Raw genomic sequence first — 24,049 nt, 5'->3', positions numbered from 1 at the left:
GCCTGAAATCGGGCAACAAATCGTGCCCTTCTGAGGGCTAGGCAGAGAGCAAAACCGCAGCTCAGAGGCCATTTCTGCTCCATCTTGGTGCCCAAAAATCCCTGTTGCTGAGGATCGGCCCTCGACATCGGCTTGTTGCCCGATTGCACTCGATGCCCCGTTGCTCTCAACTTCCTTCTGAAAGCGCCAATCTACTTGCGTAAAGCAGCGTTGAGCGCTACCTTATGAAAGTGAAATGGCGATTCAAGAAGTGACAGCCCCTGAAGAGGTCTCGGCGTTCGTCGAACAGCTTCAGGCAACGGGGACCTACACGTTCTCTCACGCCGACGCGCGGGCCGCGCTGCCGACGTCTGAGATAGCGGTCGACAACGCACTGCGCCGGCTCAAGAAGCGCGGTCGCATAGTGACTCCGCGTCGCGGGTTCTACGTGATCGTGCCTACCGAGTACATCACGGCCGGCTCGCCGCCGTCGTGGTTCATCGACGACTTGATGCGGTTCCTCGATCAGCCCTACTACGTGGGGTTGCTATCCGCAGCGGCCATCCACGGCGCTTCTCATCAGCAGCCGATGACGTTTCAGGTCGTCACCGACCGTCCCACCCGCGAGGGCGTGGCCGGACGCGCGCGCATCACCTTCCACATGAGCGGCTCTGTCGCCGAGACCCCCGCTGTCGCGATGCAGACGGAGACCGGCACCATGTTCGTGTCCACGCCCGAGTCGACGGCGTTCGATCTCGTGCGCTTCTCGGCGGCCTGCGGTGGTTTGAGCAACGTCGCGACGGTGCTGCTTGAACTCGCCGAGCGCCTTGAGCCGGAGGCCCTGTATTCTGTTGCGCAACTGCGCAAGACCCCCGAGATCCAGCGCCTCGGCTACCTCTTGGACCGAGCGGGCCAGCCCCGGCTCGCCGACCCGTTGCTCCGCGTCCTTGGCTCCAAGCGGTATCGGCCGGTTGCGCTTGCTCCCGATGCGCCTCGGGCCGGCGCCGATGCAGTCAGTCCCTGGCGTGTGATCCCGAACCTGGAAGTGGAGATCGATCTGTGATCCCGCGAGCCCAGATCACGGCGTGGAGAGCTTCTGCGCCATGGCCCCAAGACGAGCAAGTCGAGCAGGACCTGATCCTGTCGAGAGCGCTGACTGCGATCTTCGGCCGTCCATCCCTGCGCCACGCGCTCGCCTTCCGCGGCGGGACCGCGCTGCACAAGCTCCACTTCGATCCTCCGGGGCGCTACTCCGAGGACCTTGATCTCGTGCAGGTCGAGGCCGGTCCGATCGGCCCGGTGCTCGGAGAGCTGCGCGAGGCGCTAGATCCGTGGCTGGGGGCCCCGAACTGGGAGCAGCGCCCGGACAGCGCCAAGCTGCTCTACCGATTCGAGACCACCGCATTGCCCGTGCAGCGGATGCGGGTGAAGGTGGAGATCAATACTCGGGAGCACTTCAGCGTCGATGGGCTGCAGCATATGCCGTTCGCCGTATCGAGCCCGTGGCACTCCGCCGACGAGCTGGTCACCACGTTCACGCTGGAAGAGATGTTGGCAACGAAGATGAGGGCGCTCTTCCAGCGACGGAAGGGGCGCGACCTCTACGACTTGTGGCTCGGACTCACCACCCTCGACCTGAATGAGGCGCACATCATGGAGTGTCTCGGCGAGTACCTGGCGCGAATGGAGACTTCGATCTCGCGCGCGGAGTTCGAGGCGAACATGGTGGGAAAGCTCGCGTCTTCCGACTTCCGCGTCGACGTGATTCCACTGCTTCGCGACCCGGCGGGATACGACGTCGACGCCGCAGCGTCGCTCGTGCACGACCAACTGATCGCCCGTCTTCCCGGCGAGCCGTGGAAGGGTCTCACCTAAGCCGCAGGGGATGCTGGTCGATGACCGCGGGCGCCGGAGAAGCGCCCCGGATTTGTCGCCCAAGCATGTTGGACGACGCCGGCCGGTAGGGCCACCACCTACGACCTGTTCTGGGCGCCACTCGAAAGGACGTCGGCCGGGTCATTGCAGGCGCGCATGACTCGGCAGCAAGCCGGTCCCTCCGCTCCACAAACAGCATCGATAACATCGACCAGCTAGTTGTTAGTCAGGTGCTTTATCGATAGACTATGCGTAGCACAAGGAGGTGCGCCGTGGAGACCGTGACCATCTCGCCTAAGTTCCAGGTCGTCATCCCGAAGTCCATTCGCGAGCAGTTGAAGCTCGTGCCCGGCCAGAAGGTGCATGCTCTGGCGTACGGCGATCGCATCGAGTTCCTGCCGGTCAGGCCGGTCAGCCAGCTTCGGGGCATGCTCCGAGGTCTCGATACGAGTTTCGAGCGCGACCGGGAGGACAGGGTGTGAACGTCGTCGATTCATCCGCTTGGCTCGAGTACTTCGGCGACGCCCCGAATGCGAGCGAGTTCTCCGCAGTCATCGAATCGCCCGAAGAGTCGGTCGTTCCCTCACTGGCCCTATTCGAGGTCTTCAAGCGGACGTGCCAGCTCGCGGGCGAGGCGAAAGCCCTCGAGGCGGTCGGCGCGATGTTGCAGGGCAGGGTCGTCGAGCTGTCCTCGACACTCGCGCTCGACGCGGCCCGGTTGTCGTTGGCGACAGGGCTCGCCATGGCCGATGCGATCATCCTCGCGACCGCTCGTGCGGAGAACGCTGTCCTTTGGACGCAGGACGCGCATTTCAAAGGCATGGAGGGCGTCGAGTTCCGCGAGACGGCGGGCTGACCTCTCGGCATCAGGGGATCGGCGAGGCCCGAGCTCAGCTCTGAAGTGCGACGTTTCGCCTTCCGGAGCTGACGGAGTACGCTAGGGCTCAAGAGACGCCAGCCTCGATAGGAGGTGGGCGACATGTCGTCCGGCTCCGCCTCGACAGAGACCGTCCTCCACCGGCTCCCCCGGGGGTTCGTTCGCGCCTCGCTGCGGGTCGCCGTCTTCTTGCTCGCGATGGTCGCCGCGTTCGCGCCCTCCGTGGCATCGGCGGCCTACGTCCCGGAGCTTGTCTGGGGCGGGACGGGGTCGGCTCCCGGGCAGTTCAACGGCGCATCTTACATCACCCACGACTCGTCGGGCCGTCTCTACGTCTCCGACACGAACAACGCGCGTATCCAAGTCTTCGATTCCGACGGCACGTTCGTCCGCTCCTTCCCGACATCGGGCGGCCCTATCGGCTACTACTACATGGGGCCACGCGACATCGTCTGGCATCCGAACGGTCTGCTCTACGTCGCGCTGTCCGATTCCGACAACTACAAGGTCGTGGCGTACACCACGACCGGCGAGATCGTGCGTTCGTGGAGCACGCCGAGATCGGCCACGAACTTCTCGATGGAGTGGCCGGGACTCGCCGTGGGCCCGGACGGCAGCATCTACACCGTCCAAGACGCGGACGGGTTGCGGAAGTACAGTCCCGAGGGCGTGCTCCTCGACTCCTACACGGGGGTGGACTACCCCCCGTCGCCCACGGTCGTCCTTCGCAGCTATTTCGGCTGGACGGGGTTCAACGTCCCGAACTGCGCCGTCGTCGCCACGAACGGCACGATCTACGTGTCCGAGAGCGGGCGGATCCCCTACTTCACACCTCCCTTGCGGCACTACTTCAGCTTCGGCCGCTCGACACCCAGGCGGCGCGGTATGGCGCTCGACGCGGACGGGAACCTCTTCGTGGCCGAACCGGGCGCCTCCACTGAGACGTCCGGCGTGGTGAGGTATGCGGCCGGGACGCTCAGATCGGGCAACACGGGCCCTGTGGAGTGTTTGGGCGTCAACGGGACCGACGGTCTTCTGGGACAGGTGTGGTGGCCGACCGACGTCGATGTGGTCGGCGACTACGTCTTCATCGTCGACGGCGGCAATCGGATCCAGCGCTTCCGGAAGATCAACTCGCGGCCGGACAACACCCCGCCCGTGTCGCGCTCCGAGGTGACCACGAGGGTCGGAAGCGCGACGATACGCCTGACCTCGGCCGATGGTGCCGAAGGGAGCGGCGTCGCGCAGCTGAACTGGAGACTCGACACCTTCACCGAACAGACGACGACGTCGGCCTCCGTCGAGGTGGCCACGGGGATCGGCAACCATGTTCTCCGGTACTGGGCGGCCGACTTCGCCCGCAACGTCGAGAGCGAGCACACCGTCAGGTTCTCGGTGGAGGCGACCCCTCCGCCGCCGCAGTGGTACGACACGGGCATCCAGCTCACCGCCCCGGTCACCTCGGTGATAGGTGGGACCGGAGTGACGCTGACGGCGATCCTGCGAGGGTACTTCCCGGGCGGCGGCTCGAGTATCGGGACGTACGTCTTCCCGCTGCCGGGAAAGCCCATCCGCTTCGAGAGGTATGTCCCGGGCACCGGTTGGGTGACGGTCGGGACGACGACGACCGGGGGCGGCGGCCAGGCCGTCAGGACCATGCCGGCGATCACGAGACCCACGAACTACCGGGCCCGCTTCCTCGGCGGCTACCCCTATCGCGACGTCATCAGTCGGAGTGTCAGCATCGGGATCCGCGACAACCTGACGGCCCCTTCGGTGCCCGGGGCCGTCTACGGCGGCCAGATCTTCCTCGCCACCGGCTATATCTCGCCGCGGCATGCAGTGGGCCGGAGGACCGTCAACTTCCGCTTCTTCCACTACGAGTGGAACGGGTGGGTGCTTCGAGGCACGGTCCCCGCGACGACGTACTACTACTCGGGCACATGGACGCGGTTCGCGGCCCGCTGTTGGGTCAGAGGCACCGGCAGATGGTACGTCGCCGCCGACCACGCCGAAGCGGGCCACGCCTACTCGATCTCTCGCCCGACGTTCTTCAACTGCTACTGACACACATGGCGCGCGACCTGCGCCTATGCGACACTTGGCGGGATCGCCGGGCGCTCTCGCGCCCGGACCGCGCGCGGGCGATTAACTCAGCGGGAGAGTGCTTCCTTTACACGGAAGAAGTCGGGGGTTCGAATCCCTCATCGCCCACCAGGAACAACCAGTCCGCTCCGGAGCGGGAGGCTCGTTTGCCCAAGGACGCGGATTTCGAGTTCTGCCACGCCTGCGGCGGCTTGTGCTGCTGTCTGTACCTGGCACACGACGAGAACGGGGCATACATCGGCGAGGGTTGGCTGCCCGAGTACATCGACCAGTGGCTGGATCGCTTCGTCGCGAGCGGCGCACTGGCGCTGAGTGAGGGCGGATACGGTCCCGGCGTCGCTGGCGTCCCGCCTCTGCACGACCCGCGCCTCAGTCACCTTCCCACCGAGGACGGCGCCGCCTACAGGGCGAGCCTTCCGGGTTGGATCGACACGAGGAAGTGCCAGTTCTGCCACCCGGACACGGGCTGTCTGCTGCCGCGGGAGTATCGCGCCCCCCTTTGTGTGGAGTACCGCTGCGAGCTGTGGGCCGGTGGGCGCACGCTAAAGTCTCGAGCTTGCCATGAGCCTTAGGGCTGACCTGGTATTGCATTGTAAGGCGAGGAAGGGTACATACTACGGATGAAGGCGCGTCCACGAAAGACGAATGCGGGGGGAGTGAGCCGATCGATGGCGACACCGAGCAGGTTGCGGCACGTATCGCTGCTATTGGCGTTCTTTCTGGCAGTCATGATCGCACTACCTGCGGTGAGCTTTGCAGCTCCGGTGCTCCTTGGATCGACCTCCAATTTCGCGATCCTGTCCGGCCAGGGGATCACCAATACCGGAACGACCTGGATAGGCGGAGATGCCGGCGGAGACGTCGGGTCGCATCCGAACCCCGCATTCACCGGGCAGGCGAGCGTGACACTGGCGAATGGGACCACGCACCTGGCCGATGCCGTCGCGCTCGATGCCAAGAACGATCTGATCACCGCATATGACGACGCCGCGGGAAGAACGCCCACCATCATCGACACCGAGCTTGGTGGCCAGACCCTGATCCCCGGCGTCTACCATTCGAACAGCGGCACGTTCGAGATAGCGGCGGGCCAGACTCTAACGCTCGACGCCCAGGGCGATCCCGATGGTGTCTTCGTGTTCCAGACGGACACCACGCTCGTCACATTCGCGGGCAGTGTCGTCAGTCTCACCAACAGCGCCCGGTACTGCCGGGTCTTCTGGAAGGTCGGAAGCTCCGCGACCCTGGGGACCAACTCCCAGTTCGTGGGACACATCTTCGCGCTCACGTCCATCGCGGCCCAGACCGGTGCGACGGTGCAGGGACAGCTTCTGGCCCGGAACGGTTCGGTCACGCTGGACACCAACACCATCACGAACGGAGTCTGCGCGGCTGCAACTCCGACGCCCACACCGACGCCCACACCCACGCCCACACCCACGCCCGGGCCGACACCTGGTCCGGGCGAGGACGTCGTCCCGTCGACAGACAGCGGGGGAGTGCTCCCGAACACCGCCACACCTTGGTACAACGTCCTCCTCGCAGGCGCTGTCCTGACGCTCATCGGGGCTGCCGGCCTCTGGGGAACCAGAAAGGCACATGTATAGGCCGAGGTATAGGCCGAGATCGTCGCGGGACAAGTCCTCCCTCGTCTCCAGACTGTCCTTGGGGCTGCTGGTCCTCGGGATAGGCCTCATCTTCCTGGCGCTGATCAACATCAGGGCGCAGTCTGTGCGGTCCGCCGATGTCTACCGGCATCCCTCTTCCAGCACGACCGTCTCGACGGAGCCGAGCGGGTCGTCCGAGACGCCCGATCCCGACCGGGCCCTGTACCCGAAGTACCCCGCGCAGGGCGACACCATCGGGGTCCTGTCGATCCCGGCCCTCGGGCAGAGCCTGCCGATCATCCAGGGGACCGACGAGGACGATCTGAAGAGGGGCGTGGGGCACTACACCAAGAGCGTGCTGCCCGGGCAGACGGACAACTGCGTCCTCTCCGGACATCGCGACACGGTCTTCAGGAGACTTGGCAATCTGGAGATAGGCGATCGGTTCGTCACGCAGACGTCCGCCGGGAGATTCGACTACGAGATCCGGCGCATCCGGATCGTCGACAAGGACGACAGGACGGTCATCGTGCCGACCGACCACGCCGTCCTGACGGTGAGCACCTGCTACCCGTTCTACTACATCGGCAACGCACCGCGCCGCTACGTGCTCGTCGCGGACCTGGTGCACAGGCCCAGCCCACATCTGATCAAGTGAAGTAGCCTCTGCCGGCGTGCCGCGGACGTTTCGGGAGATGCCCGTGAGGGGTATCCTCATGGCGAGGAGCACGGCTCCTCCGGCGGAGAAGTCCGGCCGCCGAGACCGTCCGCGGGCCGGGAGGTCCTGCGGCTGCGTTCGGGAGGCGTCCATGCGCCAATTCCGCCGTCTCTTCAGTGTTCTGACCGCCGCACTCCTGCTCGTCGCGCTGCTGCCCGCTGTGGCAGGTGCCGAGGCGTTCCCCGGAGCCGCGCTGCCTGCTTCCGGGTTCACGGGCAGCTTCATCAGCGGCGACGACGCCGACCAGGTCTTCCAGGTGACGCTCGCCGCCGGGCAGTCGATCCGCTTCTGGCTCCTCCCGTCCGACACGAACGTCGCCGGCACCGACTTCGACATGTACCTCTTCCCGCCGGGAGTGACAGGCGTCGATACCGCGTCGCAGGCCGTCGCATCTTCGCGCGAGGCCGCCGGCGAGGTCGACGGGTTCGTCTACACGGTCCCGCAAGGTGGGGGCGGGACCTACTACCTCGACATATATGCGGCGAGCATCCCACAGGCCGGGCAGAGCACCGGCTCGTACCGGATCCTGTACGGAGACACGGCGACGTTGTCGATCTCGGCCCCCGGCACGACCCTCGCCTATGGCGGGACCGTGGCGATCACCGGCCGGATGCTGGACGGCGCGGGAGCGCCGATCGCGGGCCGGGCGGTGACGCTCTACACCTCACCGGACAACGTGACCTGGAGCGCGGTCGCGACACTCACGTCGACGACGGGGAGCTATGCGACGGCGCTGCGCGGCTATCGCCGGACGTACTTCTACCTGGGGTTCGCCGGGGACGACACGTACGCGCTCGCCGTGAGCCCGATCCGTGTCGTGACTTCACGCGCGGCGCTCACGGCACCCGCCGTTCCGAGCATCGTGGCGCGCGGACGCCGCTACACGGCGTGGGGGACGCTGCGGCCACGTCACCGCGCGGGTTCGAACGTCGTGCGCGTGACGCTCTACCGGCTCGAGAGCGGCCGCTGGCGCCAGCGCCTTTACACGACCTCGGCGGCGCAGGACGTCGCCGGCGGGTCGCGGTACGGTATCTGGTTCACGATCGCGGGCGCAGGTCGCTGGAAGGTCCTCGCCGTGCACTCGGACACCGACCATGCGGCGACTAGCGTGGTGAGGTACTTCACGGTGCGCTGAGGGCGCTCACTCCCCGAGGATGCTGATCGCGTCGACGGGGCAGAGCTCCTCGGCAGCGCCCGCGCAATCGAAGAGTTCCGGACCGGGGTCGTCCACGATCGCGTGCGCGAGCCCGTCGTCACCGACCTCGAAGAGTTCGGGACACTCCTGCTCGCACACACCGCAGCCGATGCACAGGTCGAGATCGACGACGAGTCGCATGACGCCCTCCTTCGGCAGACGGCTACTTGGATGTTCCTTCCCATGGGCAGCGCCGGTCACTCGCGGCTTGTGGGATGATCGGCGCAAGAGGAGGCGCGAACCGGAAGGGGTCCCGGCATGCCCGGTCCCGTGCGCGTGGAGGAGGTCCCGCTCGGCGACCGGAAGTTGCGCGAGTTCGCGCGGCTGCCGTGGAGGTTGAACCGCGGCGACCCGTGCTGGACGCCTCCGCTGAATGCCGATCTTCTCGGCAGCCGGCTCCTCGGCGTACCCGGTCTGCTCACTCCCGCGCACCCATACCATCGTTCCGCGGACGTGACCCACTTCATCGCCCGACGCGACGGCAAGGCGCTCGGCCGCGTCTCGGCTGCGATCAACCACCGCTTCAACGAGCACTACCGGGGGAGGTACGGTTTCTTCGGCTTCTTCGAGTGCGTGGACGATCAGGAGGTCGCGAATGCGCTGCTCGACGCGGCGCGGGACTGGACGGCCGCTCGCGGGATGGAGGTCCTGCGCGGGCCGGGCGAGTACTCGAACGCGACGCACGAGCGCCAGGGCGTGTTGATCGACGGGTTCGACACGCCGCCGACCGTCGAGCTGACGCACAACCCGCCGTACTACCGGCACCTCATCGAGGCGTACGGTTTCGTGAAGGCGAAGGACTACCACGCGTATCGCGTCGCCGTCGCCGAGACGGGCTCCGAGCGGCTGACGCGCGTCGCGGCGGCGGTGCGCGAGCGCGGCGGCATCACGATCCGGTGCGCCGACCTCTCGCGGCTTCGCGAGGAGGTGCGCCTCATCGTGAGCATCTACAACGACGCGTGGGCCGCGAACTGGGGCTTCCTCCCGATCACCGATGAAGAGGCCGATCTGCTCGCCGACTCCCTCAAGCCGATCCTCGATCCCGGGCTCGTGCGATTCGCGTACGTTCACGGCGAGCCGGCGGCGATGATCGGCACGCTTCCCGATCCGAACTGGGCGCTGCGTCCCCGCTGGCGCTGGTACGGCGACTCGGACGCGGTCCGTCTCGCGAGGCTGTTCGCTCTCCGGAGGCGCATCCCGCGCGTGCGCTTGATGTTCTTCGGCATCCGGCCCGGTTTCCGGCGGATGGGCATAGACGCGCTGCTCTTCGACGAGATGCTCGCGTACGGTCGGACGAAGCACTACCGTGAGTGCGACATCTCGATGCTGCTCGAGGACAACGACCTGATCCTCCGCGCTTCGAAGTTCATGGGAGCGAACCGGTACAAGACATGGCGCATCTACGATCTCCCGCTCATGTGAGACGAGTCGCTCTCGGGCTGGCTGTCGTGCTCGTGCTCGCGACTCCCGCCAGCGCCTCGGCCGCCGTCGGATGGTCGCGCGTCGCGGCGCCGACGAGCGCCGGGCTCGCGGCGGTGTCGTTCCCTTCCGGTCGGCTCGGCGTCGCGGTCGGAGCGCGCGGCGTCGTGCTGCGCACGACCGACGGCGGCGTGACGTGGCGAGCGCGTCCGTCCGGCACGACCCATGACCTCGCCGCGGTCGACATGCTCGCCGGCACGCTCGAGGGCTGGGCGACAGGCGCGGACTCGACGCTGTTGCGCACGACAAGCGGCGGCGTGACGTGGACGGCGGTCGCAGTGCCGGCTTCCGCGACGCTGACCGCGGTGCGATCGCTGGCGCCGTCGGCGTGCTGCGCGCTGACCTCGAACGGGCTGTGCATCGCGACGACCGATGCTGGCCTCACATGGACCGTGAGTCGCGTGGACGGGCAGGGGCGCGCGATGCGGGGAGTCGCTCGCGCGGGCGGAAGGCTGGTCGCGGTCGGGGACGGCGGGTGCGCCTGCGTCAGCGATGACCTCGGGAGCACGTGGGCGACGGCTTCGGCACCGACGACCGTGGACCTCGCGGCTGTCTCTCTCGCCGCGGACGGCCGCGGTTGGGCGGTCGGCGACCGCGGGACGCTCCTGCGCACGCTCGACGGCGGCTCCACCTGGACGCGCCAGACGAGCGGCGTGGCGCGAGACCTGTGCGCCGTGCGCGCGGTCGACGCGACCGTGGCGTGGGCGGTCGGCGCCGCGGGCGTCGTGCTCAAGACCGTCACGGGCGGCTCGCGATGGATCGCGCAGCCCGTGCCTTCGACCGCGGCGCTCGCCGGGCTTGCCGTCGCCGGCTCTTCGCGCGCGTGGGCGGTCGGCTCCGCGGGTGTGGTGCTGCGTACGGCGGACGGCGGCGCGGGGCCGGTGACGCTCGGGTATCCCACCGCGCCCGGTCGCGTGGTGCGCGGGCGCCTCTTCACCGCGTACGGGACGATCTCGCCGCGCCACGCGGACGGCATCGTCGCGGTGCGACTGCTGTGCTACCGTCGCGTGAGCGGCGCTTGGCGCTTCGATCGGTCGCTGCCCGCCCGGACGCTCACCCTCGGGGCGGGCTCGACGCGATGGGTCGTCACCTTCGCGCTCCCGTCGAGAGGACTGTGGAGGCTGCGGGCGCTGCATCCGGACGACGTCGCGCACGTGCGGGCGCTCTCGCCCACGCGCGAACTGCTCGTGGACTGATCGAGGAGGATGGCATGGAGGAAGAAGCGAGCACGACTTTTCGGTCCGTCGAGGCCGAGAAGCTGGACCTCTGCGAGAGTTTCGTCGTCATGGCGAACGCCGACGACGTGCGCATGTCGGGGAGCGGCGCTCTCGCCTTGGTCGCCCGTCACGACGTGGAGGCCGAGCGCAGCGGGGCGTGCGCCATAATCGCCGGCGGCGACATGGCGCTGACGCAGAGTTGCGCGTGCACCCTCGTCGCACGCCGCGCGGAGGTCCGCTCGGGCTGGGTCGGCATGGTCGTCTCGAGCGAGGTCGAACTCGGCGAGGGCTCGACGGTGCTGCTCGACCCGCGCGCGAGCGTCGGCGTCGCGGCGGCGTTCGGAGCCGCATTCGCCGCGGTGCTCGCGGCGATGTTCTTCCGGCGCCGCTAGGCTGCGGGAGGGTAATAAGTGGACATGCGGCCCGCCGCTCGTTAGAATCGCTTCGCTGTGTCGCCGAGGTGACCGGCGCGAACGGGGTGCTAGCTCAGTTGGTTAGAGCGCTGGCCTGTCAAGCCAGAGGTCGCGGGTTCGAGTCCCGTGCATCCCGCCACAGGATATCGACAAGGCCGCCGAGAGGCGGCCTTGCTGCATTGCATGCTACGTTCCTAACTCCCCGGCGAGGAATTCCTCCAGCGGTACGCCGCCCGTGCCCGCCACGACCGTATCCACCGCGTCGCCGAACGTCTCCCGGAAGGCGTGCAGGCCGGCGAGCGATCCGATCGTCTCGCCGCTCTTCACCTCGATGCCGGTCACGTGACCGTCGTGCACCGTGACGAAGTCGACCTCGACGTCGATGCCGTCCCGCTTCTCTCGCCAGTAATAGAGTCTGCTGCGCTTTGTGCGCGCTCGAGCCAACAGATGTGCGCCCACGGCAGCCTCGACGAGCCGTCCCCAAACGACGCCGTCAGCACGTGCCTCGCCGGGCGTCAGACCGGACACGGCACTGACGAGTGCGGTATCGTGCGCGACGAGCTTGGGGGTGGAACGCCGGCGGCGGACAGCCTCACCGGAGTACTTCTGCAAGCCGACCACGAGTCCGGCCGCGTCGAGCAGGTCGAGGTAGTGCGCGACAGTCGTCGTGTTCCCCGCGTCTTGGAGCTGTCCGACCATCTTCTCGTAGGTCAGCTCGCGCCCCGCGTACTCGCACGCCAGATGGAAGACGCGACGGAGCAGTGCCGGCTTCTCGATGCGGGTCATGAGCAGGATGTCGCGCGAGACCGTCGTCTCGACGATCGAGTCGAGCACGTACGCTCGCCAGCGCTCGATGTCGTCCTTCAGCGTCGCCGCGCCTGGATAACCGCCGAAGAAGACGAACGTGTCGAGGTCCCAGCCGAAGGCGTCACGGCACTCGGACCACGTCCAGTGCCAGACAGGGATGGTCTCGAACCGCCCGGCAAGGCTCTCGCTCAAGCCCTGCTGCATGAGCAGTGGCGAGGAGCCCGTTAGCACCACGCGCACGTCCCGGCCCTCGAAAGAGTCCTCGTCCCATGACCGTTTGACCCATGCCGACCAATCGCCGACCTTCTGGATCTCGTCGATCGCGAGCACGACCGGTCCACCGCTGTCCGCGTGCAGTCGCCGCGCCGTTGCCCACTGCTCCTCCAGCCATGCTCCCGATTGGAGTGTGGCCGTGTCGGCCGTGGCGTAGTGGAATGGCATCTCCAGCTTCTCGAGGACCTGCCTAACGGAAGTCGTCTTGCCCACTTGGCGCGGGCCGAGCACTACCTGGATGAATCGCCTCGGTTCACCTAGGCGGGCCAGAAGCACGGCGTTGGTCTTCCGCTCGTACATGGACACTCTCCTCAGCAATAATAACTCAGACGAGTGAGTTATTTATCTCAATGGTCTGAGTCGTTGTCAAGAGTCGCACGTTGTCCCCCTGCTCGCAGGCGACTATGCTCGTGCCGTCTAAGGAGGGCCGAATGTCCACCAGTACGACCCGCCTCTTCATCGACGCCGACGCGTGCCCCGTCACCCGCGAGGCGATCTCGGTCGCGCGGCCGCTCGGGGTCGATGTCGTCCTCGTGGCGAACGCGACGCAGAACCTCTCACGCTATGCGAGTCGGCCGGGCGTCGAGGCGGTCCAGGTGTCGGGGGGCCGTGATGCGGCCGACTTCGCCGTGGTCGAGCGCCTGGCCCCCGACGACGTCGTCGTGACGCAGGACATCGGCCTCGCCGCGATGGCGCTCGGGCGCGGGGCGGGCGCGCTGAGCGTGCGCGGCCGCGTCTTCCACGTCGCGACCATCGACGCCGAGCTCGCCGTCCGTCACGCGGAGCAGCGCCACCGGCGCGCGGGAGGGCGCACCGGCGGGCCGTCCCCCTTCGACGACGAGGACCGCGAGCGCTTCGTCACGGCTCTCGAACGCATGCTCCGAGAGCGCCGCGACCAGCAGTCCTTTCCGCGATAGCCCTACGTCCGTATACTGCTCCGGTGAAGCCCGTTCTCCCTCGCGTCACCGGAGGCCGCAAGTGAAGGCACGCCACATCTCCCACGCGTTCGTCGCGCTCGCCACGGTCGTGGCGCTCGCCTTCGGCGCCGTGCCCGCGCTCGCGACCACCTCCGCGACGGACCGCGGGCCGGTCCCCAACGACGCGATCGTGGGCGGCGTCCACCTCCTCGGGATGACCGAGGCGGATGCTCGCTCGGCGATCGCCTCCGCTGTGGTGATGCCTGTCCTGCCGCCGCTGTCGGTGCGCGCGAACGGCGTCGCCTTCACCTTCGACGCGGCGACCGCGGTCAGCGTGGACGTCGAGGCGATGCTCGCGGACGCGTACGCTTCGAGAGAGACGAGCGAAGCCTTCGATCTCTCGCCGCGCTACACGGTGAGCGCGACGCGCGTCAACGCGTGGCTCGCCACCGTCGCCGCCCGCGTCGACCGCACCGCGCGCAACGCCGCTCGCGTGTTGCGCGGATCCCGCTTCCTCTTCACGCGCTCGGCCGAGGGACGGCGCACCGATCGCCGCACCGGCGCCGCCTCCATCACCCGCGCGCTGCGCGCTTCGACCGCGACCGGCGGCGTCCAGCCGACGGTCGTCGTCCCCGTCGCTCGTGTCCGCCCTCGCGTGACCGAGGCGGGTCTCGGGCGTGCGATCCTCGTCGATCTCTCCGAGCGGCGCATCCGCCTCTATCGCGGCACGGCCGTCGAGCGCACCTACCGGTGCGCGATCGGCATGCCGCGGTACCCGACGCCGACGGGCTCGTTCCGCGTCGTCGCGAAGCGCGCCAACCCGTCGTGGGGGAACCCTGGAAGCGGATGGGCGTCGAACATGCCGCGCTACATCGCGCCGGGTCCGCGCAACCCGCTCGGTACGCGCGCGATCTACCTGAGCATCTCGGGGATCCGCATCCACGGCACGTCGAAGGTGAGCTCCATCGGCCACGCGGCGAGTCACGGCTGCATGCGGATGCTCCGCCACGACGTCGAGGAACTCTTCCCGCTGGTCTCCATCGGGACGCCCGTCGTCATCGTGCACTAGCGGCGCGATCGGCTACTCGGTGTCCGGTCCCGCGCCTAGCGCCGCGGCCGCCGCGGCCGCGCGAGCCTCGAGCGAATCGAGTCGCGCCGCCAGCCCAGCCATCGCCGCGTCGTCGAGCGCGAACGCCGCGCCCGCCGGCACCACTTGCGGCTGCCGGCCGCGCACGAACTTCACGTAGCCGAGTCCGACGGTCACGGCGAGAGCGAAGACCATCACGAAGAAGCGGCTCGTCGACTCGCCGCTGAAGATGACCCATCCGGTGCCGTAGACCATCGTGAAGACGCCTCCGAGCAGCAACCCGTTCGATATCACCTTGAGTTGCTCGCTGCGTATCAGCGACAGCGCCATCACGATCGTCGCGAAGAGGATGACGATGATGCTCGTGTTGCGCGCCCACACCTTCTGCTGCGCGTTGCGCTTGTCCTCGACCTTGCGGATGTCGTCGCGGATCTGCTGTAACTGCTTCTGCTCCGCGGGCGTGAGAGTGCCCTCCTTGCCGGAGCGAAGCGCGTCGATGTCTTCCTGCTTGCGGTTCAGGTTCTGAAGTTCCTCCTGGTACGTCTGATCGGGGGCCGGATAGAACGTGTTGACCCCGACCCCGATGAACGCGGTGACCATTATCCCCAGGAAGAAGGAGAAGATGGTCTGGAGCGCGTAGCGCTGCCGTTCCTGTGCCATGGCGGACCCCTTCCGCTTCTAAGTGCCGGTATCCCTATCCTACCCCGGGAGCCGGAGCTCGAGCAGGCAGCGCTCCGAGCCGGGCTTCCCGATCCTGTCGAGGAACTCCAGGCGCAGTCCCGCTCCCTCGAACGTGCCCTCGTCGACGGCGGCCGCGATGGAGCACAGCGTGTCGATCTCGTCGGGGGAGAGCCTCAGCCGCCGCCATGCGTCGACGAGAGGGCACGCGCGCATGCTGAGCACGACGCTCTCCTCGTCGCGGACTTCGACGCCCGGGCGGAAGAGCTCGCCGGCGCACGCCGAGTCCTCGCAGAAGATGCGCCCGACCTCGTCGAGGTCGCCCGCCTCGGCCGCCGGCCGGTATTTGGCGCCCACCTGGAGGCCCCGCCGGTGTATCGCTTTCTTCATCACCTCGGCGGCGCGCTGCGCCCCGAGCGTCCCGGTGAGCTCGTCGTAGAGGTAGAAGTACATGAGCGCGCGGTTCTCGAACGCGGCGCGCGTCTCTCGCCGCGACCGCTCGAGCGCCTCTTCAGCGCCGCTCGGTTCCTCCATGTCGCCACCCTCCGTCGTCGGCTCCTCCACGATTGTAGAGCAGTGCGTGGCCACGCGGGAGTGGACGAACATACACACGGGATACACACGGTGTAGATTTCGGAGAATCCAGGTGCCATAATCTATAGCGCATTGTAGATTACTCTCCGGGGAGGTGCGCGACGTGTCACGCTCCGAAAATACCGTTCGCATCGGTGTCGTGGCTCGGCGGCTCGGCCTTTCGGTCAGCCGCGTGCGCCAACTCGCCGATGCCGGGGTCATTCCCCTCGAACGCACCCCGGGCGGCCATCGGGTCTTCGACCTCGCCGAGGCCGAACGGGCGCTAGCGGGTCGCGCCTCCCGTCAGGCGGCGGACGCTGTGGCGAGGTTCGGTGCGCCGCTCTGGGAGCGGACCGTCGCGCTGGCGGGACTCGAGGAACACCTGGTGTGGCAGGACGTAGCGCGCGATCTCGGTCTCGACACGACGACGTCGGCGGGACGAGTCCTCCAGTACGCCTTCGACGAGATGCTCAACAACGCCATCGACCACTCCGGGGCGGCCACCGCGACCGTCCGGTGGTGGAAGACGCCGGACGCGTTCGCTTTCGAGGTCGCCGACGACGGGATCGGTGTCTTCGCCCGCTTGCGCGAAGGCCTTGGCCTGCCCGACGACCTTGCGGCGATCCAGGAGCTGACGAAGGGCAAGCGCACCACCGATCCCGTCAACCACACCGGCGAAGGCATCTTCTTCACATCGAAGGCGGTCGACGTCTTCCAGCTCTCATCGGACGGGATTCGCTGGACGGTGGATAATCGCATCGGCGACCAGTCGGTGGGCGGCGTGCCTCGCTCGCGCGGGACGCGTGTCGTGTGCGTCGTGGATCCCGAGACGATCCGCGCCCTCTCCGACGTGTTCGCGCGGTTCTCGGAGGGCTTCGTCTTCAACAAGACCCGCCCCGTCGTGAAGCTGTTCGCGACCGGGCCGGGGTTCGTCTCCCGCAGCGAGGCGCGGCGCCTGCTCGAAGGGCTCGAGCGCTTCACCGAGGTCGAGGTCGATTTCTCGGGTGTGGATGAGGTGGGTCAGGGGTTCGTCGACGAGGTCTTCCGCGTCTGGCCGTCGATGCATCCCGGCACGCGGTTCGTGCCGACGAACATGGCGCCCCTGGTGGAGTTCATGGTCCGAAGGGGACTCGGTGGCGAGAAGGAGGGACTATGACGGAGAAGCGCAGGATCGGTTTCATCGTGACGAAGGCGGAGGACGATCCGGAGAAAGCGACGCTGCCGTTCATGATCGCGACGATGGCGCTCGCGATGGACGTCGAGCCGCTCGTCATCCTGCAGGGCGAGGGAGTGCGGCTCGGCGTGAAGGGCTTCGCCGAGCGTATCGCGGCAAAGGGCCTTCAGCCGCTCGAGCCGATGCTCGCCGGGATCATCGAGGCCGGCTGCTCGGTGATGGTGTGCTCGCCGTGCATGCTCGAGCGCGGCATCGCGGAGGAGGACCTGCGCGAGGGTGTCTTCGTCGGCGGAGCGGCGAAGGTGGTCGAGGCGATGCTCGAGTGCGTGAACATGGCGTCTTACTGACGTACAGTGTCATCGACGGTCCGGTGAGTCAGGTCGACGAAGGGGGATCGAATGCCCGTCAACATCCTGGTAGGCGTCTTGTCCGTGGTCGTGGCGCTCGTGCTCTACTCGATGGGCGCGTGGGGGGCCTTCCGCGCGAAGGGGGTCGCGCGCAAGCACGCGATCCTGCTGTGGGTCGGCTTCTTCTTCGACGTGCTGGCCACGACGATGATGGCGCTTCAGATCGGCGGGTTCGAGAAGAGCCTGCACACGGTGATCGCGCTGCTCGCGATGGCCGGGATGCTCGCCGCCGCCGTGTTCGGTACCTGGGCGCTCAAGAAGGCCGACGCGGCCCTGAGCGCGACCGTCGCGCGGTGGGTGCTCGCGCCGTGGGCGCTGTGGGCGTTCGTCTTCGTGTGGGGGATGGCCGCGCGCGGTTCGCAGCGCGTGGGCGGGTAGCCCTAGCGCAGAAGTGCGAGCATCTCACCGGGCGTCACGAAGAGCACATCGCGGACGACGAGGGCCAGCAGGTGCCGGTCTCCGGTGACGACGTGCGAGACGCCCGAGAGTAGGGCCGCCTCCACCACGGGGTCGTCGTCCGGGTCCGCGCTCCAGCCGGCTGAGGCTCGTTCCACCATAGTGACCTCGAAGGACTCGGCGATCTCCTCGACGAGGGCGTCGGCGATGACTTCGTCGACGCCGAACCGCTCGCGCGTCAGGACCTCACGCAGCTCGCCGAGGATGTGGAGCGACACTACGCCATCGATCGCGCCGTCACGCGCGGCGTCGACGATCTCCCCGGGCACTCCGCCGAACAGGACGGCGGAGATCAGCACGTTGGTGTCGAAGAGGACCCTGAGCCGCGTCATCGCGACGTGTCGTCGTCCCGCCCGCGCAGGTCGGCCACGGCTTCGGTGACGTCGGCTTCCGTGAGCCCACGCTCAGCGGCCTGTGCGCGGACGCGGGTGATGAGGCGGTCCCACCGGGACGTCACCGGCTCCATCACGACCGCGCCTTCACGGACGAAGACGTTCATGTCCGTGTCCTCGGAGATGTCCATCTCCATGACGACATCCCGCGGGATCGTGATCGTGAGGCTGTTGCCTACCTTGCGCGCCTTGACCTTCATGGATGGCTCCCCGATATCGTGTATACCGAGTGTATACCACGTCACGCAGAGAGACAACGGCTTGACCCTCGCGAGCGGCCGCGGGTACCATTACCCATCACCACGGCCAGGTAGCTCAGTTGGTAGAGCAGGGGACTGAAAATCCCCGTGTCGGCGGTTCAAGTCCGTCTCTGGCCACCATAGCGATGACGAAGGGTCGGGCCGAGAGGTCCGGCCCTTCTTGCGCGTCCGTGCCGCTCCGCTCGTAGCGATGATTGCGGATATACTGTAGGAGGCAGGCAAGCCAAGGGGTCGAATTGGACACGAGTCATGACGACGCAGTCCTCGAAGAGGCGACACACCGCCTCGTTGTCGAGCTGAGTCCTACCAGCGTCTATCTCTTCGGCTCACGAGCTCGTGGAGACGCCTCGCCCGACAGCGACTACGACTTCTTCGTGGTCATGCCGTCGCGCCAAGAGCGGCCGCTCCCGAGGATCCGGCGCGCCTATCGGGCGCTCCGCGGGCTGGGCATCTCGAAGGACGTCATCGTCACGACCGTGGAGCGCTTCGAGCGAATGAAAGGGCTCGAAACCTCGCTCGAGCACGAGGTGGCGACCGAGGGCCGGTTGCTGTATGGATGAGGCCCTGCGTGAGCTCGTCGATTGCTGGCTCGCCAAGGCTTCGATGGACCGCAAGGCCGCGGAGCGTCTCGAGCCGGGCGACGATGAAGAAGGCTGTGACCCCAGCTACTTGGACGCAGCAGCGTTCCATCATCAGCAGGCGGCAGAGAAGACCCTGAAAGCCTACTTGGCATACAAGTCGACCGCCTTCAAGAAGACCCACCAGCTGGACAAGCTCCTCAGCCTTGCGGCAACCGTCGACGTGGACTTCGACTCACTCGCCGATGCTGCAGAGACGCTCGCTCCGTTCGCCGTCGAGATCCGGTATCCGGGCGACTGGGGTGAGATCTCCCGTGAGGAGTACGACGAGGCAAAGCAAGCCGCCGAGGAGATCGCCGGATTCGTCATGGAGCGGATGAAGGAGATCGACAGAAGGTAGCCCGCGCGTCCACCCGTTCCGCGACGGCAACGGCAGGATGTCCCGATCGCTCGACCTGACGCTGCTGGTCACTGCCCCTAGTTCCCCTCTCCGAGAGACGCATTCACCAATGGTGTCCTTGCGGGAAGGACATATCGTTGTTCATGTGTCCTTGGTGAGAGGAAACCCATGGACGCGATAGAACGCCCACCGTCCCGGTCTTCGACCGGTCGCTTCGGGTTCGCGAGGCGAGACGCCGTCTATCTCGAACTGCGCCGGCGTCTGCACGGGACCCGCGACGGGGCCATCTCCTACTACTCCACCGCCGCGAGCCACCAAGTCGACTTCATCGTCGGCGATCCCGAAACCGGTCAGGCGACGCGACTCGTGCAGGTATGCGCGGATCTCTCGCGGGCCGATACCCGGGAGCGCGAGGTGCGCGCGCTGGAGGAGGCGATGGGCGAGACCGGGCTTCGCGAATCGACCATCGTCACGATGCACGATGCCGAGGACCTCACCGTGGCCGACGGCGTCATCCATGTCGTGCCAGCTTGGGCTTGGGCGCTGGGGATCTAGGGCGGGGAGCTCCGCGACGGGGAGAAGACGAGATCAGACTGAAAACCCCGTGTCGGCAGTACAGGTCCGTATCGGGCACCATGGATGACGAAATGCCCTTTCGGGGTTTCTGGGGGTCTACAAGCGGGAACGCCCGAGGCGTATCGTGTTACGCAGAAAGCGGAGAGCTGAGTCGGCAGACTACGCAGGCTGCAGAAACATTGTTCGACATAGCAGGCCGACCCCATGCGTGGCAGACTGAGATGTGGTCTTCCGCTCCGTCGACGAGGTCAGCCGTGGGCGTCTTCGATACATTCATTGTCTGGGTCGCAGGTAAGCTACTGGTCCCGTTGTTGGATCGAATCTTGACCAGCATCGGGCACGACGGATCGCGTTGGGTCAACAGCCTCAAGCGATTCGCGAGGCGCAAGCAACTCGAAATCCGGGTCGACGACGACCAGAGGCTCATTGTGCGCAGCATCATCGGTTACCAGGTGAGTTATCAACATGTGCAGGAGGCGCTTGTCGGCCGACTTGAGGGAGACGAACTCTTGCACTCTGTTACGTCGCTGCAGGCTCTGGGGTTGATAAACCAACCACGATTAGCTCATCCGCCGGATCCCCGAGCGTTGCTGACCGTCTCCAACGACGCCAAGCTGCTCTTGGAGTCGAGAAAGCCGCATCGTGCACCCAGGGCGCACACCAGGGACGTTCCCGAAGCCGCAGTCCGTCGGCAGCGGGTGGCTGACAACAGCCAATGGCTACTGAAGCAGGATCTACCCCGCCGGCGCGCAGACTACATACCCGCGGAATGGACTGAGGAGGTAGCGCGACGCGAGGACGAGCGTGCTGAGGATGAGGCGTGGCTGGAGCAGCGTGGTTTCGGGCGTGCGCACCAGTAACGGCAGGTCAAACGAACGGATAGAAACAGACGCGGCTTTGTCGCGTTGCTCATCCGCCAAGAGTTAGATGTACCGGGAGGCTGCCGTGGCACTTGTGGCGCAAGAGGTACAGCAGCAGATCACGCTCATTCAGTGGGCAGTTTCGATTGCCGTGCCGGCTGTTGCAGGACTCGTCGGCGTCTTGATTGGCGCCTGGCTGACGGGTTGTCGCGAACGCTCTCACCGATGCCTCGCGTTCCTTGAACGACAGCTTAGAGACTTCTACTCGCCAATGCTGGGTCTCCGCAACGAAATTCAGATGCGCGGCGAACTGCGAGTCCAGATCCAAACTGCGGCAGACGCAGCGTGGCGGGGGCTAGCGAAGGAGACACGTAGGAACGGTGTCCGCGCCCCTGAGCAGTTTTCGGCAGAGCGGGAGCCCGAGTTCAAGAAGCTGATTGAATACGACAACACGCAGCTTGAACGGGAGTTGCTTCCTGCCTATCGGCGGATGGTGAGTCTCTTCCGGGACAACTACTGGCTTGCTGACTTGGACACGCGCGGCTTCTACCAACAGCTCGTGCAGTTCGTTGAGCTATGGGAGCGGTGGCTCGCCGACGCCATTCCTTGGGAGGTGATTGAACGCCTCGGGCACTCTGAGGAGAACCTGCAGGCGTTCTACGCCCACCTAGAGGAGAAGCACGATTCGCTCCGGGGGAGAATCGAGAACGGTAAGCCGTAGACTCAAGCTCAAGAATCTGCGCGAAGCGCAGGACCAGCACAGCGTGGCAATCTTCTGGGAGCATGACTTGTCGCCACTCGAGGCGTTTGTGAAGGCCGCGGTCTAACCAACTGGGGCATTGGGCGGGCATTCCAACCATTGGATCAGCAGGCACGAGTGCTCTAGCCAACGGGAGACCGCTTGGGTATCTAGGAGTCACCCTTCGCTTCATCCAGCCAGCCGAGTTCGAGTCGGTCATCGCTGCTTGCGACAACCCCAAAGACCCGATCGGGCGCCAGGACCTCAGGCCGAAGAGCACAGCTGGCGTAGGGGTTCTCGAAGTACTCGAACGACAGAGTGCCCTTATGCCAGATTTCTGCACTGAAGCGGTGCATGAAGAAGACTCCGCTCACGTCTGCGTTTTTGGGACCGTTCGGCCCGACCCCGAAGAAGCCGTTGTTCTTGCGGAACGGGGTTGCCCTATCGGGCTGGTCCAAGTGCAGTGCGATTGCCTCATCCCCCCAGAGCGAGTCGCGGCAGGCTCGTGAACTCGCGAAAACGTCGCACAGTCCGATTGCGACCACATACGGCGTATCGCCGGTGACTACTTGGGCGGGGTATCGCCTTGGGTGTTTCTCATGCAGCTTCCGGCGCAGACGGCCCTCAGTGTTCGGGCAGCCCCCGCCGCCGGGATAGATGTCGATGATGCGATGCCCGGATTCCTCGACCTCCGAACGCCTCGCCGGAGAGAGCGCGATGAAGTCGATGTCGACCTCTGCGTTGTGCAAACGCACATTGAGGTTTGGCCATGGCCCGGCCGACGAAGCATCAGGGCCAGGGTCGCCAAGCGACACAAGCTCGTCCCCGATGGCCTCGACGACAGGCGATGCGTCGAACTCGTCAGGCAGTTCGCCGTGGACGTGCACGGCGAGCGTGTAGCAGGGCGAAGTCAGCTTGTCGTTGATCGCGTCGACAAGTCTGCCTGTGCGCCAATCATGATCGTCGAACGCCTGCTTGCTGCCGAGAACGGTCACTTCGACGACGATCCGGCCGACGTCTTGACGTACGGCAATCAGATCCGGCCGCGCGTTATCCCCGTGAGTGTCCTCGTCAGTTGTGACGGAGAAGCCGAGATCGACGAGTTTGTGGTGCATAAGTAGCGATGCCAGCGCACCTCGATAGGCGGCGCCAGCATGACGACCGTCGGGATGGCGCAAACTGCGCAGAAGCCGGCCCGAGGAGTCCGGGAAGTCCGCGTACAAGCGCTCTATCCTCGCGCGCGCCATGGCAGCCTCGGGTTGAGCAGAACGATTGAGCCATAAGTACGTGCTCTCGTTGTTGCGCGCCCAGCCGAGGAAGGTCCGTTCCTTGTCGTCGAATACAAGAGTCATGTTGCTGAGTCTACTCGCGATCTCTTGGCAGTATCCTTGTCAACACTGAAAATCCCCGTGTTGGTGGTTCAAGTCCGTCTCTGGCCATTCGCGGTTGGACTAGCGCCGTCTATGTGGACGGGCGTACTCGCCTCTGGCATCGTCTGAGCGGGGCTTTCGATTGAGTAGAGAGGGGAACTCGTGACACTCTTGGATGTTGTTTCACTCGCACTGGCTGCGGTTGGTCTGGCCTTCGGCATCTTGGGCGTGGTCTTGTCGTTCTCGTCCCGCAACGTGAATGCGAAGTCCAATACGGTACTTGACCGTGTCTTGGACCGTGTGGTCGCGGTTTCTGACCAGGGTGTGGGCCTTACGAGCAAAGCTCTGGACTTGGTGGGGGGCCTCTTGTCCGGCCCGTCAGAAACCTTGAGGCCGAGCGAAAATCCCGAATTGGGCGACGGTGCGCTCGCTCGCTCTGCGACGGTGGAACCGGCAGCTCTCCAGAATCCGGACTCGGTCCAGAAAGCAGCGCTGTTCGCAGTGGCCCGCAACAATGCCACACAGCTCCTGTTTCGTGTCCGGCTTAGGAATCTCTCATCGCATACGATGGAGGCCCCATCGCTGTCCGCGTTCGCTGACCTAGTGCGCGCGCGCACGAGCGAGAACAATGTAACCGCTCATGTTCTTGCGCAGGTCGCCGCTTTCATGGAAAGTGACAGGCCCTCTGCGGACTACTCTCTTGAGGAACTGGAGGAGCTTGGCTTCAGGTCGGCAGGGCTCCTGACCGTCTACAACAGTCCTGGACCGCTGGACGATATGCTGCCCATGCCCTCCGCGTAGGTGGACCGAAAGCCAAGTCCCAAGTCCGGCTGCCTCCGCAGGTGACGCTACAGCTCGCTGTGTCTAAGGAAAGAAGTCATTTGGATACGGAGAAGCTCCCGAGCATAAGCCTGCGTTCCGCAGCTAATTGCCCTTCTGGGCCACGTCCGAGGATAAAAGTGCAGGTCAGGGGTTTGCGACCAGTCGGAAATCGCGAAATGTCATAGATACACGTTTCGTGAATTGCGGGTTGCAT

Annotated in this window: 30 protein-coding genes and 3 tRNA genes; 26 read left to right on the top strand and 7 right to left on the bottom strand. The window is 66.1% G+C overall.

Annotated elements, in window-relative coordinates; genetic code table 11:
* Positions 1-235: 235 nt before the first annotated feature.
* The 10 genes from WC971_08295 (at position 236) to WC971_08250 (ending at position 8,297) form a co-directional block, all read left to right on the top strand.
* Positions 236-1,042 (top strand): type IV toxin-antitoxin system AbiEi family antitoxin, encoded by an 807-nt coding sequence (locus tag WC971_08295; protein MFA5844811.1) that lies wholly within the window; start codon positions 236-238, stop codon positions 1,040-1,042.
* On the top strand, positions 1,039-1,854 hold the full coding sequence (locus tag WC971_08290) for a nucleotidyl transferase AbiEii/AbiGii toxin family protein (protein MFA5844810.1): 816 nt from the start codon (positions 1,039-1,041) through the stop codon (positions 1,852-1,854). Before WC971_08295 ends, WC971_08290 begins: the two co-directional genes overlap by 4 nt.
* 272 nt (positions 1,855-2,126) lie before the next feature.
* Positions 2,127-2,336: an AbrB/MazE/SpoVT family DNA-binding domain-containing protein gene (locus WC971_08285; GenBank protein MFA5844809.1), complete on the top strand. Its 210-nt coding sequence runs from the start codon at positions 2,127-2,129 to the stop codon at positions 2,334-2,336.
* A complete protein-coding gene (locus WC971_08280; protein ID MFA5844808.1) occupies positions 2,333-2,710 on the top strand; it encodes a type II toxin-antitoxin system VapC family toxin in 378 nt (125 codons plus the stop codon). The genes WC971_08285 and WC971_08280 overlap by 4 nt, the downstream gene beginning before the upstream one ends.
* A gap of 123 nt (positions 2,711-2,833) precedes the next feature.
* Positions 2,834-4,798 (top strand): NHL repeat-containing protein, encoded by a 1,965-nt coding sequence (locus tag WC971_08275; GenBank protein ID MFA5844807.1) that lies wholly within the window; start codon positions 2,834-2,836, stop codon positions 4,796-4,798.
* Positions 4,799-4,873: 75 nt separating this feature from the next.
* Positions 4,874-4,948 (top strand) — tRNA-Val (locus tag WC971_08270).
* A gap of 35 nt (positions 4,949-4,983) precedes the next feature.
* Positions 4,984-5,409, top strand: a complete 426-nt coding sequence (locus tag WC971_08265; protein ID MFA5844806.1) for a hypothetical protein — start codon at positions 4,984-4,986, stop codon at positions 5,407-5,409.
* A 96-nt stretch (positions 5,410-5,505) separates the two neighbouring features.
* Positions 5,506-6,444, top strand: coding sequence for an ice-binding family protein (locus WC971_08260; GenBank protein MFA5844805.1), 939 nt, complete (start codon positions 5,506-5,508; stop codon positions 6,442-6,444).
* Complete coding sequence (locus WC971_08255) at positions 6,437-7,102, top strand: class D sortase (protein ID MFA5844804.1); 666 nt, start codon at positions 6,437-6,439, stop codon at positions 7,100-7,102. Before WC971_08260 ends, WC971_08255 begins: the two co-directional genes overlap by 8 nt.
* A 151-nt stretch (positions 7,103-7,253) precedes the next feature.
* A complete protein-coding gene (locus tag WC971_08250; protein MFA5844803.1) occupies positions 7,254-8,297 on the top strand; it encodes a hypothetical protein in 1,044 nt (347 codons plus the stop codon).
* A gap of 6 nt (positions 8,298-8,303) precedes the next feature.
* On the opposite strand, the gene WC971_08245 is transcribed toward WC971_08250, so the two are convergent.
* Positions 8,304-8,498, bottom strand: coding sequence for a ferredoxin (locus tag WC971_08245; GenBank protein MFA5844802.1), 195 nt, complete (start codon positions 8,496-8,498; stop codon positions 8,304-8,306).
* A 117-nt stretch (positions 8,499-8,615) separates the two neighbouring features.
* Between WC971_08245 and WC971_08240 the strand changes: the two genes are divergently transcribed.
* From WC971_08240 to WC971_08225, 4 genes are all read left to right on the top strand, one after another.
* Positions 8,616-9,779, top strand: a complete 1,164-nt coding sequence (locus WC971_08240) for an N-acetyltransferase (protein ID MFA5844801.1) — start codon at positions 8,616-8,618, stop codon at positions 9,777-9,779.
* A complete protein-coding gene (locus tag WC971_08235) occupies positions 9,776-11,032 on the top strand; it encodes a YCF48-related protein (protein MFA5844800.1) in 1,257 nt (418 codons plus the stop codon). Before WC971_08240 ends, WC971_08235 begins: the two co-directional genes overlap by 4 nt.
* Before the next feature lie 14 nt (positions 11,033-11,046).
* Entirely contained in the window at positions 11,047-11,445 is a 399-nt protein-coding gene (locus WC971_08230; GenBank protein ID MFA5844799.1) for a hypothetical protein, read from the top strand.
* A gap of 83 nt (positions 11,446-11,528) precedes the next feature.
* Positions 11,529-11,605: transfer RNA gene (locus WC971_08225), tRNA-Asp, on the top strand.
* 47 nt (positions 11,606-11,652) lie between these two features.
* Here WC971_08225 and WC971_08220 read toward each other — a convergent pair.
* Positions 11,653-12,846, bottom strand: coding sequence for an ATP-binding protein (locus WC971_08220; GenBank protein MFA5844798.1), 1,194 nt, complete (start codon positions 12,844-12,846; stop codon positions 11,653-11,655).
* 131 nt (positions 12,847-12,977) lie between these two features.
* Between WC971_08220 and WC971_08215 the strand changes: the two genes are divergently transcribed.
* The gene (locus WC971_08215) at positions 12,978-13,463 is read left to right on the top strand and encodes a YaiI/YqxD family protein (GenBank protein MFA5844797.1); all 486 of its coding nucleotides are present in this window, start codon (positions 12,978-12,980) and stop codon (positions 13,461-13,463) included.
* A gap of 61 nt (positions 13,464-13,524) precedes the next feature.
* Positions 13,525-14,532, top strand: coding sequence for a L,D-transpeptidase family protein (locus tag WC971_08210; GenBank protein ID MFA5844796.1), 1,008 nt, complete (start codon positions 13,525-13,527; stop codon positions 14,530-14,532).
* A gap of 12 nt (positions 14,533-14,544) precedes the next feature.
* Here the strand turns inward: WC971_08210 and WC971_08205 are convergent, their stop codons facing one another.
* Both WC971_08205 and WC971_08200 read right to left on the bottom strand, forming a co-directional pair.
* Positions 14,545-15,210 (bottom strand): hypothetical protein, encoded by a 666-nt coding sequence (locus WC971_08205; protein ID MFA5844795.1) that lies wholly within the window; start codon positions 15,208-15,210, stop codon positions 14,545-14,547.
* A gap of 39 nt (positions 15,211-15,249) precedes the next feature.
* Positions 15,250-15,834: an L-2-amino-thiazoline-4-carboxylic acid hydrolase gene (locus WC971_08200; protein MFA5844794.1), complete on the bottom strand. Its 585-nt coding sequence runs from the start codon at positions 15,832-15,834 to the stop codon at positions 15,250-15,252.
* Positions 15,835-15,925: 91 nt separating this feature from the next.
* Here WC971_08200 and WC971_08195 point away from each other — a divergent pair, with 91 nt between their 5' ends.
* Genes WC971_08195 through WC971_08185 form a run of 3 tightly spaced genes read left to right on the top strand, consistent with a single transcriptional unit; the run spans position 15,926 to position 17,760 of the window.
* Complete coding sequence (locus tag WC971_08195) at positions 15,926-16,957, top strand: DUF4325 domain-containing protein (GenBank protein MFA5844793.1); 1,032 nt, start codon at positions 15,926-15,928, stop codon at positions 16,955-16,957.
* On the top strand, positions 16,954-17,322 hold the full coding sequence (locus tag WC971_08190; GenBank protein MFA5844792.1) for a DsrE family protein: 369 nt from the start codon (positions 16,954-16,956) through the stop codon (positions 17,320-17,322). The genes WC971_08195 and WC971_08190 overlap by 4 nt, the downstream gene beginning before the upstream one ends.
* Before the next feature lie 51 nt (positions 17,323-17,373).
* Positions 17,374-17,760 (top strand): hypothetical protein, encoded by a 387-nt coding sequence (locus WC971_08185; protein MFA5844791.1) that lies wholly within the window; start codon positions 17,374-17,376, stop codon positions 17,758-17,760.
* A gap of 2 nt (positions 17,761-17,762) precedes the next feature.
* On the opposite strand, the gene WC971_08180 is transcribed toward WC971_08185, so the two are convergent.
* Together WC971_08180 and WC971_08175 are read right to left on the bottom strand one after the other, a co-directional pair.
* Positions 17,763-18,170, bottom strand: a complete 408-nt coding sequence (locus tag WC971_08180) for a putative toxin-antitoxin system toxin component, PIN family (protein ID MFA5844790.1) — start codon at positions 18,168-18,170, stop codon at positions 17,763-17,765.
* Positions 18,167-18,430: an AbrB/MazE/SpoVT family DNA-binding domain-containing protein gene (locus tag WC971_08175; GenBank protein ID MFA5844789.1), complete on the bottom strand. Its 264-nt coding sequence runs from the start codon at positions 18,428-18,430 to the stop codon at positions 18,167-18,169. The genes WC971_08180 and WC971_08175 overlap by 4 nt, the downstream gene beginning before the upstream one ends.
* A gap of 104 nt (positions 18,431-18,534) precedes the next feature.
* On the opposite strand from WC971_08175, the gene WC971_08170 reads away from it, so the two are divergent.
* The 6 genes from WC971_08170 (at position 18,535) to WC971_08145 (ending at position 21,625) form a co-directional block, all read left to right on the top strand.
* Positions 18,535-18,610, top strand: a tRNA-Phe gene (locus tag WC971_08170).
* A gap of 116 nt (positions 18,611-18,726) precedes the next feature.
* On the top strand, positions 18,727-19,050 hold the full coding sequence (locus WC971_08165; GenBank protein MFA5844788.1) for a nucleotidyltransferase domain-containing protein: 324 nt from the start codon (positions 18,727-18,729) through the stop codon (positions 19,048-19,050).
* The gene (locus WC971_08160) at positions 19,043-19,468 is read left to right on the top strand and encodes a HEPN domain-containing protein (protein MFA5844787.1); all 426 of its coding nucleotides are present in this window, start codon (positions 19,043-19,045) and stop codon (positions 19,466-19,468) included. The genes WC971_08165 and WC971_08160 overlap by 8 nt, the downstream gene beginning before the upstream one ends.
* A 168-nt stretch (positions 19,469-19,636) precedes the next feature.
* A complete protein-coding gene (locus WC971_08155) occupies positions 19,637-20,023 on the top strand; it encodes a hypothetical protein (GenBank protein ID MFA5844786.1) in 387 nt (128 codons plus the stop codon).
* 275 nt (positions 20,024-20,298) lie between these two features.
* The gene (locus tag WC971_08150; GenBank protein ID MFA5844785.1) at positions 20,299-20,904 is read left to right on the top strand and encodes a hypothetical protein; all 606 of its coding nucleotides are present in this window, start codon (positions 20,299-20,301) and stop codon (positions 20,902-20,904) included.
* Between the two features lie 85 nt (positions 20,905-20,989).
* On the top strand, positions 20,990-21,625 hold the full coding sequence (locus tag WC971_08145) for a hypothetical protein (protein ID MFA5844784.1): 636 nt from the start codon (positions 20,990-20,992) through the stop codon (positions 21,623-21,625).
* Between the two features lie 188 nt (positions 21,626-21,813).
* Here the strand turns inward: WC971_08145 and WC971_08140 are convergent, their stop codons facing one another.
* Entirely contained in the window at positions 21,814-22,995 is a 1,182-nt protein-coding gene (locus WC971_08140) for a hypothetical protein (protein ID MFA5844783.1), read from the bottom strand.
* A gap of 180 nt (positions 22,996-23,175) precedes the next feature.
* Between WC971_08140 and WC971_08135 the strand changes: the two genes are divergently transcribed.
* Positions 23,176-23,814: a hypothetical protein gene (locus tag WC971_08135; GenBank protein MFA5844782.1), complete on the top strand. Its 639-nt coding sequence runs from the start codon at positions 23,176-23,178 to the stop codon at positions 23,812-23,814.
* Positions 23,815-24,049 lie beyond the last annotated feature (235 nt).

This window comes from Coriobacteriia bacterium (assembly GCA_041658765.1).
Classification (GTDB): Bacteria; Actinomycetota; Coriobacteriia; order Anaerosomatales; family JBAZZO01; genus JBAZZO01.
Note: the sequence above shows the minus strand (reverse complement) of the source record. Positions and strands in the feature narration are given on the sequence as shown.

Excerpts from the sequence above, each read along its gene's own strand:
- WC971_08295 (MFA5844811.1), top strand. The coding sequence starts at position 236 with ATGGCGATTCAAGAAGTGACAGCCCCTGAAGAGGTCTCGGCGTTCGTC.
- WC971_08275 (MFA5844807.1), top strand. The coding sequence starts at position 2,834 with ATGTCGTCCGGCTCCGCCTCGACAGAGACCGTCCTCCACCGGCTCCCC.
- WC971_08260 (MFA5844805.1), top strand. The coding sequence starts at position 5,506 with ATGGCGACACCGAGCAGGTTGCGGCACGTATCGCTGCTATTGGCGTTC.
- WC971_08255 (MFA5844804.1), top strand. The coding sequence starts at position 6,437 with ATGTATAGGCCGAGGTATAGGCCGAGATCGTCGCGGGACAAGTCCTCC.
- WC971_08250 (MFA5844803.1), top strand. The coding sequence starts at position 7,254 with ATGCGCCAATTCCGCCGTCTCTTCAGTGTTCTGACCGCCGCACTCCTG.
- WC971_08245 (MFA5844802.1), bottom strand. The coding sequence starts at position 8,498 with ATGCGACTCGTCGTCGATCTCGACCTGTGCATCGGCTGCGGTGTGTGC.
- WC971_08240 (MFA5844801.1), top strand. The coding sequence starts at position 8,616 with ATGCCCGGTCCCGTGCGCGTGGAGGAGGTCCCGCTCGGCGACCGGAAG.
- WC971_08230 (MFA5844799.1), top strand. The coding sequence starts at position 11,047 with ATGGAGGAAGAAGCGAGCACGACTTTTCGGTCCGTCGAGGCCGAGAAG.
- WC971_08220 (MFA5844798.1), bottom strand. The coding sequence starts at position 12,846 with ATGTACGAGCGGAAGACCAACGCCGTGCTTCTGGCCCGCCTAGGTGAA.
- WC971_08215 (MFA5844797.1), top strand. The coding sequence starts at position 12,978 with ATGTCCACCAGTACGACCCGCCTCTTCATCGACGCCGACGCGTGCCCC.
- WC971_08205 (MFA5844795.1), bottom strand. The coding sequence starts at position 15,210 with ATGGCACAGGAACGGCAGCGCTACGCGCTCCAGACCATCTTCTCCTTC.
- WC971_08200 (MFA5844794.1), bottom strand. The coding sequence starts at position 15,834 with ATGTTCGTCCACTCCCGCGTGGCCACGCACTGCTCTACAATCGTGGAG.
- WC971_08190 (MFA5844792.1), top strand. The coding sequence starts at position 16,954 with ATGACGGAGAAGCGCAGGATCGGTTTCATCGTGACGAAGGCGGAGGAC.
- WC971_08185 (MFA5844791.1), top strand. The coding sequence starts at position 17,374 with ATGCCCGTCAACATCCTGGTAGGCGTCTTGTCCGTGGTCGTGGCGCTC.
- WC971_08180 (MFA5844790.1), bottom strand. The coding sequence starts at position 18,170 with ATGACGCGGCTCAGGGTCCTCTTCGACACCAACGTGCTGATCTCCGCC.
- WC971_08175 (MFA5844789.1), bottom strand. The coding sequence starts at position 18,430 with ATGAAGGTCAAGGCGCGCAAGGTAGGCAACAGCCTCACGATCACGATC.
- WC971_08160 (MFA5844787.1), top strand. The coding sequence starts at position 19,043 with ATGGATGAGGCCCTGCGTGAGCTCGTCGATTGCTGGCTCGCCAAGGCT.
- WC971_08155 (MFA5844786.1), top strand. The coding sequence starts at position 19,637 with ATGGACGCGATAGAACGCCCACCGTCCCGGTCTTCGACCGGTCGCTTC.
- WC971_08140 (MFA5844783.1), bottom strand. The coding sequence starts at position 22,995 with ATGACTCTTGTATTCGACGACAAGGAACGGACCTTCCTCGGCTGGGCG.